Here is an 8,945-nt window from a genome sequence, read left to right as displayed (position 1 = left end):
AGCAGACGATCCTTCGGGATCCGACACGTCCCGGGCAAAGCCTGGTGGTTCGGACACGCCGGCACTTGTGCCTCTCCGTGCACGGGCGTTCCATCGCATTGTTGCCGCCAGGTCGGGCGACAGGTTGGGGAGCACGGCGACCGGAAACGACACACCGGCAATGATTCCGGCGAGCCCGGCCGGGACGCCGAGGACCGCCTCCACGGAATCGGTTCGTGTGCGCGCTCCCGAATCGGGAGCGACCATCATGGGTCTATTCGTCGAGCCACAGCCGTCGCCGGCACACCCGCAGCATCGCCGACGCCTCGGACCGGGTGAGGGTGTCGGGCGGATCGGTCTCGAGAAGATCCCCGAGACGCCGGAAGAACGCGGTCGCAGGAAGACCGAACTCGGTTTCGATATCGTCGGCGGGCCCGCCTCCGTGGCGGTACCAGCGGCGCTCGAAGTCCACCAAGTCCGCCGTGTCCATCTCGGGCATCGGTATCACCTTCCCCGTTCGGGCCGGTAGGCCAGATTGCACTCCTCGTCGGTGCGGCCCCGCAAACGACCAGAGCGTCCCCATTCTGCCGGTGCCGGTGCCGGTGCCGGTTCCGCGGAACCGGCACTGCCGCTGCAAGGCTGATTCCGGGGAAGGGCGTTGTGTGCGGTTCCCCTCGGGATGACGGTACGGCGATCGGCCGGTTCGGCTGTAGGGTCCGAAGACCTCACCCGATAGCCGTCCGGTGGCCGACGGCGCAGTCCGCTCACGCGGCGGTCCCGTCGGCCACCGCGGCCGGGAAGGCGCGCGCCACCCGCCGGCCCGACCGGGCGGGAAGTGGCCGGTGGATGACGTTGGTGATGAGTTCACCGAAGGCGCGCGGGTCATCCATCAGCCAGGCATGGCCACCGGGCACGGTGATCGTGTACGGATCCCCCAGTGCGGCCCTCAGTGACAACGCCGTCGATTCGGGAATGATCGTGTCCCGGCTGCTCCACACCACGAAGATCGGGAGGCGACGTTCGGCGAGGGCCGCGAGTTCCGGGGCGAGGTTCGCCGTCCGAGCCAGGTGGGCGACCTCCCACACCGCGGCCGGGTTGCGCAGCACGTTGGGCACCGCGTCGCGCAGCACGACCGGCAGGACGCGCGTGAGTTGACGGCCGGGGAGCAGATCGGCCGGCAGATGCAGCCCCCAGTCCCACAACGGACGATCCCGCAGCGCCCGCACCACCCCACGGCCGTCGGTCCACGCGGAGCCGCCGATGGAGTTCACCAGCACCAGACGTTCGGCCAGATCGGGCGATCGGTGGGCGGTGGTGATCGCGACACCGCCACCGAACGAATGCCCGACGACGGTCACCGGCCGGGACAAGCCGATCGTGTCGGCGAAGTGGCCCACCCAGTGGCCGTACCCGGCGAGGGTTCGCTGCTCGAGCGGGAGGCGGGCGGTACCGCCGAACCCGGGAAGAGCCGGGGCATACACCCGCACACCCATTCCGATCAGCTGTTCGAGTGGGCGGGTATAGGCCTGTCCGCTCAGGCCCCAGCCGTGCAGGAACAACACCCGCGGCCCGAAACCGCCGACCGCGTACCGGGCGGCGCGGCCGTCGACCACCACCGAACGCCACCGCAGACCCGTGCACGGCTGCTGCGACGAATCGATCGCGTCCATACCTTCCAGCACACCTCGACCACCCCCGGCCGCCGAGAGTCCCGGGACCTTAAGAATATGGACGAAGGTCACCACATTCGGAGGGCCATGTCGATGGCCGTTCGGACGGTAGACCGGTCCGGTCACTGTGCGGGGGACGGTTCAGATGACCGCCTGTGGGATGGACGACCAGGACCGGGCATTCGGCGTGTTCGGCGCAGTAGGCACTGACCGATCCGAGGAGACGGGATCACCCGGGCGGCGAAGGCGTCGTTGATTTCGACCAGGTCAATGTCGCCGATACCGAGTCCGGCGCGGGCAAGCGCTTGGCGTGACGCCTCGACCGGTCCGAGGCGATGATCTTTCGCCAACGCGGCAGTGCCCATCTGGGCGGTGACGTCGGGCCGGATGTCTTTCATGAGCCCTTGGGCACTCTTCCGACCGGCGAGCGTGCGGTGGCGACGATGACAGCTTCGGGCATGGGTTGTTCCTCGAAGTGGTGATTGCGGTGGGTGGAAGAAGGTGGAGGCAAAGGTTTTCGCGGTCAGCCGCCGCAGCCGGAGATCCCGCCGTCGAGCGGAATGATGGTGCCGGTCAGATACGAGCCGGCCCGGGAGGCCAGGAAGCGGACCGTGCCGATCATGTCATCGGTTTGTCCGTAGCGACCCAGCGGGACGCGGTCGAGGAGTTTCGCCTCGACCTGTGGATCCGCCGCGACGTGTCCGAGCATGTCCGTCAAGATCGGACCGGGGGCGATCGCGTTGACGGTGATGCCGTCGGATGCCAGTTGCTTGGCTAAATGGCGGGTGACCATGTGCAGCCCGGCTTTGCTCGCACTGTAGGAGTAGTTCTCCCAACTCGGTGTAGCCAAGGCATCCACGCTGCCGATGTTGATGACACGAGCGGGCCGGTCGGGATGCGCCGCACTGCGCAGAAGCGGAAGCGTTCCCGTGATGAGGTAGAACGGGGCGACGAGGTTGGTGTTGAGCACCTTCGTCCAACCGATGAGGGGAAACTCGTCAAGTGGCGCACCCCAGGTGGCCCCCGCATTGTTTACCAGGATGTCGATGCTTGCCAGGTGCTCGCCGAGCCAGTCGACCAGACCGGTCACCCCGTCGGCCTTCGACAGGTCGCTGGCGACGGGGGTACAGCGTCCTGCCGTTCCCGCAGCGTCTGCCTCGGCATTGATGGCTTCGGCCGTCGCGCGGCATTGTTCTTCCTTCCGGCTGGTGATGACAACGTGGGCGCCGCCCAGTACCAGGCCGCGGGCGATCATGGCGCCGATCCCTCGGGAGCCACCGGTGACGACGGCGGTCCTCCCGGCGACGGAGAAGAGGGTGTCGAGTGCCGGTCGCACTTCGGAGGTGGTTGCACTATTCATGCCATCAACGCTAGGACCGGGTTGGTGTTATCTCTTGGGGGGCAGCGCACTCCGCTTGCAGCGCGCGCAGCAGACACGCGCAGACCCGCGCGGGGGCCCGGCCGTCAAGCCTGAGCCGACCCACGGGTCTGCTGATTCAGTCGTTATCGGATGCCGCAGAACGGGTGTCGGACGGCCGCTCACCGAAGGCCCGCCGGTACGCATTACTGAAGGTGCTGAGGTCGCCGAATCCTGAGGAGTATGCCACCTGCGTCACGCTCTGGTGGCTCCAGCCGCGGTCCTGAAGACGTAACCGGGCCAACGCCAGACGCTCCTCTCGGATGAGGTCCGACGGTGTGGTCCCGATCCGCTGCAACTGGGCCTGAACGTGCCGGAGCGACCAGCCGAGGCGCGTCGCGACGACGGCTCCGGTGAGGTTCGGGTCGTGGGCGTTCCCTCGAACAAAGCGTCGGATGGCGGTGACCAACCCTTCCTGAACGTCGACGGAGGGGGCGGCCGTGTCTGCGTTGCAGGCGAGCGCCAGGAGATCGACGATTCGGTCGGCGATCGCGTCGAACTGACTGCCGGTGAGCGCATGCCGCTCCCGGCGCAGACTACTGACCACGTCGACGACGATGCGTCCGAGTCCAGATGTTGCATCCAGGACGGTGCCTGCGTGCGGCAATGTCGGCACCCGCGCCTCGATCCGGTCGCCGGGAATCACGAAGGCGACAGAGGAGAAGCCATCACCGTGGCGCAGATCTGTCACCGTGTCCAGCGATGTGAGAGCCATGACCGCCGGTGTGATCGTGGCTTCGTGACGATCCTGCTGGAGGATCAATTCGCCCCGGACCGGCAAGAGCAGTTCGTAGGCGCCATGTGGATGTCGGCGGATGTCGGCTGCCGTGCGGGAAAGGACTTCCGCCTCCCCCCACCAGCGAACCAGCTGGTACGTGTCCGAATGTTGATGCTCGAGAATTCCCTGGTAGTTGCTCTCGAGGGAGAAGTCCATCGGACAGTGGATCGACGAGACCTGATCGCGCCACCAATCACCGCGCTCACGCTGGTCGTGCTCGTTGCTGCGCAACGTATCGACGGAATACAAGGCCACAACACCTTCTCACACCGGTATGCCGACACTGCGACTCGTGCCACAGACGACGCTAGCGCGGGCCGGCACCCACGCCAACCGCGTGGTCATCGCAGTGCTCGCTTGAGGAGCTTTCCTGTCGCGTTCATCGGCAAGGTGTCCCGGAACTCCACCAGGCGCGGGTACTTGTAAGCGGCCAACCGTTCCCGTGACCATCCGATCAGGTCTTCCTCCTTCAACTCCGATCCGGGCTCGCGGATGACGAAGGCTTTCACTTCCTCACCGATTCGCTCGTCGGGGATTCCGATGACGGCCACGAGACTGACCTCCGGGTGGGCGATGATCACCTCCTCGAGTTCGCGCGGATAGACGTTGAAGCCTCCCCTCACGATCAGGTCCTTGGCGCGATCGACGATGAAGAAGTAGCCGTCGTCGTCTCTCGTTGCGATATCGCCGGTGCGGAACCAGCCGTCGCGGATCACATCTTTGGTCGCCTCGGGTCGCCCCAGGTATCCCTTCATCACGTTGTATCCGCGTACGGCGAGTTCGCCTGGCTCACCGACGGGGACCTCGTCCCAGTGAACGTCGATGAGCTTCACCTCTACTCCCCAGATCGGTTTGCCGATCGATCCCGACCGGTTCGGTTGATCGAGCGGGTTGAACGTGACGGTGGGACTGGTTTCGGAGAGTCCGTAGCCTTCCCGGATCCCCACACCGAAGACATCCCTGAACCGCTCCAGCACGTCGACGGGCAGGGCAGCTGCGCCGGACAGCGCGATGCGCAGGAGCCCGGCAAGGTCAACGGCTATGCCGTCAGCGGACTTGTTGAGCAGAGCCCAGTACATCGTCGGGACACCGGCGAAGACCGTCACCCGGTGCCGCGTCATCAACGCCAGAGCCTCAGCCGCGTCGAATCGTGGCAGCAGGACCAGGGTGGCACCCACTGCGAAACCGGCGTTCAGCTGCACGGTCTGTGCGAACGAGTGGAAGAGCGGAAGAGCGACCAGATGTACGTCGTCGGCCCGGGCGTCGAGCAGTTGGTTGTGCCCGATGGCGTTGAGGACCATGTTGGCGTGGGTGAGCTCCGCACCCTTCGGCTTGCCGGTCGTCCCGCTCGTGTACAAGACCACCGCCGTGTCCGTCGCCTCGGTTTCCTGCAGGACGTCATCCGCGGGGTGTTCGGCCAAGACCTCCGCCAAGGTGGTTCCCACGCCCGGCTCATCGAGCAACGCGGAGCCGAGGGTGACCAGATGTTCGCAGGAAGCGACGTCCAGGAATCCGCGCCACGCCTCGTCGAGCCCCGGCACAGCACAGAAGTACGCCGCCGCACCCGAGTCACGGAGGTGGTAGGCAACCTCCTCCCGCTTGAGCATCGTGTTGAGCGGCACGACGGCTCCACCGGCCTTGAGGATGCCGAAGTAGACGATCGGAAACTCGACGACATTCGCGATCGTCAGGGCGACGCGGTCGCCTGGACGCAACTGCCGTGAGAGAAGAAAACGGGCAACACTGTTCGCAGCCGCATCGATCTCACCGAAGGTGAGGGTTCGGTCCCCTTCGATGACAGCGGTTCTGCCGGGGGTGCGTCGAGCAGTGTCGGCAAGCATGGTGGCCAGGTTGAGCATGATCCTGCTTTCAGATGATGACGTGTGAATGTGGATTGCCGACTCAGGACCAATCCCAGTCGTATTCAGCTCCCACCCGCCTCGCCAACGGCCTGAACATGCGCTCTTCGTACGTCGTCATCGTGTCGAGGCCTGGAATGGGCGCGAGGTTCAGGATCTCGGCAAGCCGCTCGAAGTCGAGTTCCGGTTTCGGTAGACCCGCAGCAAGCGCGAACCTCTGGAGCTGGTTGGTGAAGCTCTCACTGCACGGCGGCTTCCCGAAGTTCACCGGATGCTTCATCGCCTCATCGAGGGTGACGAACTCCACGCCACGCTCGAGGAATGCCTCGAGGATCGGAGCGAGGGTGTCCCGAGAGATCGTGGTGCCGTGTACGAGCCAGATGAGAGGCGCATCGGCACCGAACAGGGTCCGCGCGGTGTCCGCGTGCTTGTAGAGCATGTCCACCGCGGTCGACACGTGCAGATCGCGTACCTGCTCTTGCATGTCCTTGTCGCCGAGCGTCATCGCACGGAAGTACGGCATGATGAACGCGAAATCACTGAACCAGCTGGTGATCGGGGCAGTGCGGTAGCCGAGATCTGCAATGTACTTCTCGACCTCCCCTCGACGTCGCTCGGATCCTGATGACATGTCCATGGGGTACCGGAAGTATTTCGACGGTGCGGCCTCGATCAGATGCCCGATGTACTTCTCGGCCGTCTCGAAATCGCATCGGAATGCCGCGTCGGGCATCCAGCGCAGCGGGGCATGCTGGTGAGTGTGGTTGCCCAGATGATGGCCCGCTTCGGCCCACGACTCAAAGGCCTCCATCTGCTCCGGCTCGTTCTCCAGCCGGTACGTGTGCGAGAAGCCGTAGGTTCCCTGAAGTCCGTAGTCGTTCAGCGTCTTTGCGACAGACCGCGTGATGTCGGTGGGAGTCGTGTCCTCCGGCATGGGAACGCCGTCCCACAGGACGAAGTCATCGATCGTGACCGCAATCTTCAGCGGTCGGACGGCGCGTGTGTCATTCATTGCGTTGACTCCGGATTCTTTCAGGAGGGCTCTCGGCGCGAGCCCAGCTCCCACCGACACTATGAAGTGACGGGCATCACGTCTTGGCTGTGTGCGCGCGCATGCTTTCGTCAGGCGCATCGTGTCCGGCATTGAGATGTGCGCTGTGCGTGCTCTTCGAATCCCGTGCGCGTAGGGCCAAGTTTCGCCGTGTCATGACTCCTACCGTCGTGGGTGACGAAGGAGTAGCACACCGTGAATTCATCACCACAGATCGTCCTGGCGCAGCGTCCCCACGGGCACGTGAGCGTGGAGAACTTCCGCGTGGAGGACGTCGCCCTGCCCGAACTCGAGGCCGGCGATATCGCACTCGAGACCCTCTTTATCTCGATCGATCCGGCCATCAGGGGCTGGCTCGACGACCGACCGAGTTACCTTCCACCAGTGAAAATCGGAGAACCGGTCCGCGCTGTCGGTCTGGCACGCGTGACCGCCTCACGCAACAGCAACTTCTCCGTCGGCGACATCGTTCGTGGCTTCGTCGGCTGGCGACGGCGCCAGATCGTCAGCCCGCCCGGTACCGACTGGGACCGCATCGCCTCACGCGAGGACGTTCCCTTGGAGCACTACCTTGGCGTCCTCGGAATGACGGGCCTGACCGCGTGGGCCGGAGTGTGCGACATCCTGCGTCCGGAACCAGGGCACACCGTCTTGGTCTCCGGTGCCTCCGGCGCAGTCGGAAGCGTTGCCGTCCAGCTCGCGAAGCAGGCGGGCGCACGCGTTGTCGGCATCGCAGGAGGCGCCGAGAAGTGCTCGATGGTGGCCCGACTGGGCGCCGACGCCGTCGTCGACCGAAAGTCCCCCGAGTGGAAGGAGCAGCTGGAGGCGGCAACACCGGACGGCATCGACCGCCTCTTCGAAAACTCGGGAGGCCCGATGTTCGAAGCATCGATCGCCCGGCTGAACAACCACGCACACATCGCATTGTGCGGCCTGATCGACGGTTACAATTTGACCGAAAGACCATCCGGACCAAGCAATTTCGGGCTGCTTCTCACCAAGCGTGTCCACACGCAAGGATTCGTCGTGCTCGACTACATGGACCGCGCAGCAGACGTTGAAGCTACGCTCGGCGAACTCGTCAGTTCAGGACAGCTGGAAGCCGTGCAATCCGTACTGCCCGGATTCGAACAGCTACCGGCCGCCTTCATCGACTCATTCTCCAACGGCAAACCAGGCAAGCTCATCATCGATCTCACCGCATAGCCAGCCTCTCAAAGCCGCCTCCGCCGGAGGTCGTATCCCGGCCCACGCTCACCTTGCGCCTCTTCCAGGGCCAGGGCGATCTCCGCCGCAGCGCTCACCGGTCGGGCATGGAGGCCCCGCGCCTATGCTCTCCGGACGTACCCCCCAGTGAATGACGAAGGACGATCGATGCCCGACAAGTGGATGCGGGCGTGAAGGCGACCTGAGTTTCGCGCACGCAAGTCCGCTGCCCGCGAGGCGCTCAGCGTTCGCAGGCCGTGCCGCGCCCGATCTACGAGGAGGGCCTCCGCGTCAGGAGGAGCCGAAGCCGGGCGGCGGCGACATCTGGAATTGTCCCGGCGCACTATTTTGCTCGTTGCGTCGATCCCGTTGCGACTGACCGTTGTTGTTGCAGTTGTCCATCTGCTGCTGAATTTGGTCCGGCGGTAGCAGCCAGCTGTTGTTGGGATCGCATGGGTCCTGCCCCGGAGGGGCCGGTGCGGCGACGGTCGCCACCGCGGGTACGGCGATGGAGGCCACCGCGGGTGCGGCGGCGAGTCCTGCCGGCAACATGAAGATCGATCCGGCCACCACCAGCCTGACCGTAAGGCTCTTCGTGCGTGCATTCGTGGTTGTGTTCATTGTCAGCTCCTCGGCATGAATTAAAGCCGTCGGCTACGGCACCGCGCGAATGATGCTGTTCGCGCGTTGATCGTGAGCCAGCATCCTGCCGTGTCGCGCTGCTGTTGTGCGTGACCGCCTCGGTGCGCCCCGGATCCCGCCCAGCGTGGCGCTCCAAGGCAGCCCGATTACGAGTCCCTTCCCATCATATGCCCATCCGTCATATGACGTCCGCAACCGAGGGACCGCTGCGGGTGCCGGCAAGCCGGAGCGGACACCGACCAACCATGGTGATCGCAAACCAGAGCGCCCGCCGGTGAATGCGGCAAAGGCCACTCGCACCTTCAGGCCGCCCGGCGCCCTGAACCCTCCGCGACGCCGGTGC

The 8,945-nt window shown here is 65.2% G+C and carries 9 protein-coding genes and 2 pseudogenes; 1 reads left to right on the top strand and 10 read right to left on the bottom strand.

Annotation, left to right across the window (positions count from 1 at the left end):
• The 9 genes and pseudogenes from ACFTWF_RS02960 to ACFTWF_RS02920 all read right to left on the bottom strand — a co-directional run.
• Window positions 1-249: hypothetical protein (locus ACFTWF_RS02960; RefSeq protein ID WP_378459762.1), on the bottom strand; the 249-nt coding region annotated here is incomplete at its 3' end.
• Window positions 250-253: 4 nt separating this feature from the next.
• Window positions 254-478, bottom strand: coding sequence for a DUF3263 domain-containing protein (locus tag ACFTWF_RS02955; protein ID WP_378459761.1), 225 nt, complete (start codon window positions 476-478; stop codon window positions 254-256).
• A 265-nt stretch (window positions 479-743) separates the two neighbouring features.
• A complete protein-coding gene (locus tag ACFTWF_RS02950) occupies window positions 744-1,649 on the bottom strand; it encodes an alpha/beta fold hydrolase (protein ID WP_378459760.1) in 906 nt (301 codons plus the stop codon).
• A 49-nt stretch (window positions 1,650-1,698) separates the two neighbouring features.
• Window positions 1,699-1,845, bottom strand: a pseudogene (locus tag ACFTWF_RS02945) (hypothetical protein); the annotation flags it as partial.
• 19 nt (window positions 1,846-1,864) lie between these two features.
• Window positions 1,865-1,981 (bottom strand): annotated as a pseudogene (locus ACFTWF_RS02940) (hypothetical protein); the annotation flags it as partial.
• A gap of 191 nt (window positions 1,982-2,172) precedes the next feature.
• Entirely contained in the window at window positions 2,173-3,009 is an 837-nt protein-coding gene (locus ACFTWF_RS02935) for an SDR family oxidoreductase (protein WP_378459759.1), read from the bottom strand.
• Between the two features lie 136 nt (window positions 3,010-3,145).
• Entirely contained in the window at window positions 3,146-4,099 is a 954-nt protein-coding gene (locus tag ACFTWF_RS02930) for an AraC family transcriptional regulator (protein WP_378459758.1), read from the bottom strand.
• Window positions 4,100-4,185: 86 nt separating this feature from the next.
• Window positions 4,186-5,703: a long-chain fatty acid--CoA ligase gene (locus tag ACFTWF_RS02925; protein WP_378459757.1), complete on the bottom strand. Its 1,518-nt coding sequence runs from the start codon at window positions 5,701-5,703 to the stop codon at window positions 4,186-4,188.
• A gap of 43 nt (window positions 5,704-5,746) precedes the next feature.
• A complete protein-coding gene (locus ACFTWF_RS02920) occupies window positions 5,747-6,715 on the bottom strand; it encodes a polysaccharide deacetylase family protein (RefSeq protein WP_378459756.1) in 969 nt (322 codons plus the stop codon).
• Window positions 6,716-6,949: 234 nt separating this feature from the next.
• Here ACFTWF_RS02920 and ACFTWF_RS02915 point away from each other — a divergent pair, with 234 nt between their 5' ends.
• Window positions 6,950-7,960 (top strand): NADP-dependent oxidoreductase, encoded by a 1,011-nt coding sequence (locus ACFTWF_RS02915; RefSeq protein WP_378459755.1) that lies wholly within the window; start codon window positions 6,950-6,952, stop codon window positions 7,958-7,960.
• Between the two features lie 291 nt (window positions 7,961-8,251).
• Here the strand turns inward: ACFTWF_RS02915 and ACFTWF_RS02910 are convergent, their stop codons facing one another.
• Entirely contained in the window at window positions 8,252-8,581 is a 330-nt protein-coding gene (locus ACFTWF_RS02910; RefSeq protein WP_378459754.1) for a hypothetical protein, read from the bottom strand.
• Between the last annotated feature and the right edge of the window lie 364 nt (window positions 8,582-8,945).

The sequence above is a fragment of the Rhodococcus sp. NPDC056960 genome (assembly GCF_042674125.1).
GTDB lineage: Bacteria > Actinomycetota > Actinomycetes > Mycobacteriales > Mycobacteriaceae > Rhodococcus_F.
This window is presented reverse-complemented; position numbering and strand designations above follow the sequence as displayed.

What these genes read in the sequence shown, in the direction of transcription:
- ACFTWF_RS02920 (WP_378459756.1), bottom strand. Translation starts at nt 6,715, where the DNA reads ATGAATGACACACGCGCCGTCCGACCGCTGAAGATTGCGGTCACGATC.
- ACFTWF_RS02935 (WP_378459759.1), bottom strand. Translation starts at nt 3,009, where the DNA reads ATGAATAGTGCAACCACCTCCGAAGTGCGACCGGCACTCGACACCCTC.
- ACFTWF_RS02955 (WP_378459761.1), bottom strand. Translation starts at nt 478, where the DNA reads ATGCCCGAGATGGACACGGCGGACTTGGTGGACTTCGAGCGCCGCTGG.
- ACFTWF_RS02950 (WP_378459760.1), bottom strand. Translation starts at nt 1,649, where the DNA reads ATGGACGCGATCGATTCGTCGCAGCAGCCGTGCACGGGTCTGCGGTGG.
- ACFTWF_RS02925 (WP_378459757.1), bottom strand. Translation starts at nt 5,703, where the DNA reads ATGCTCAACCTGGCCACCATGCTTGCCGACACTGCTCGACGCACCCCC.
- ACFTWF_RS02910 (WP_378459754.1), bottom strand. Translation starts at nt 8,581, where the DNA reads ATGAACACAACCACGAATGCACGCACGAAGAGCCTTACGGTCAGGCTG.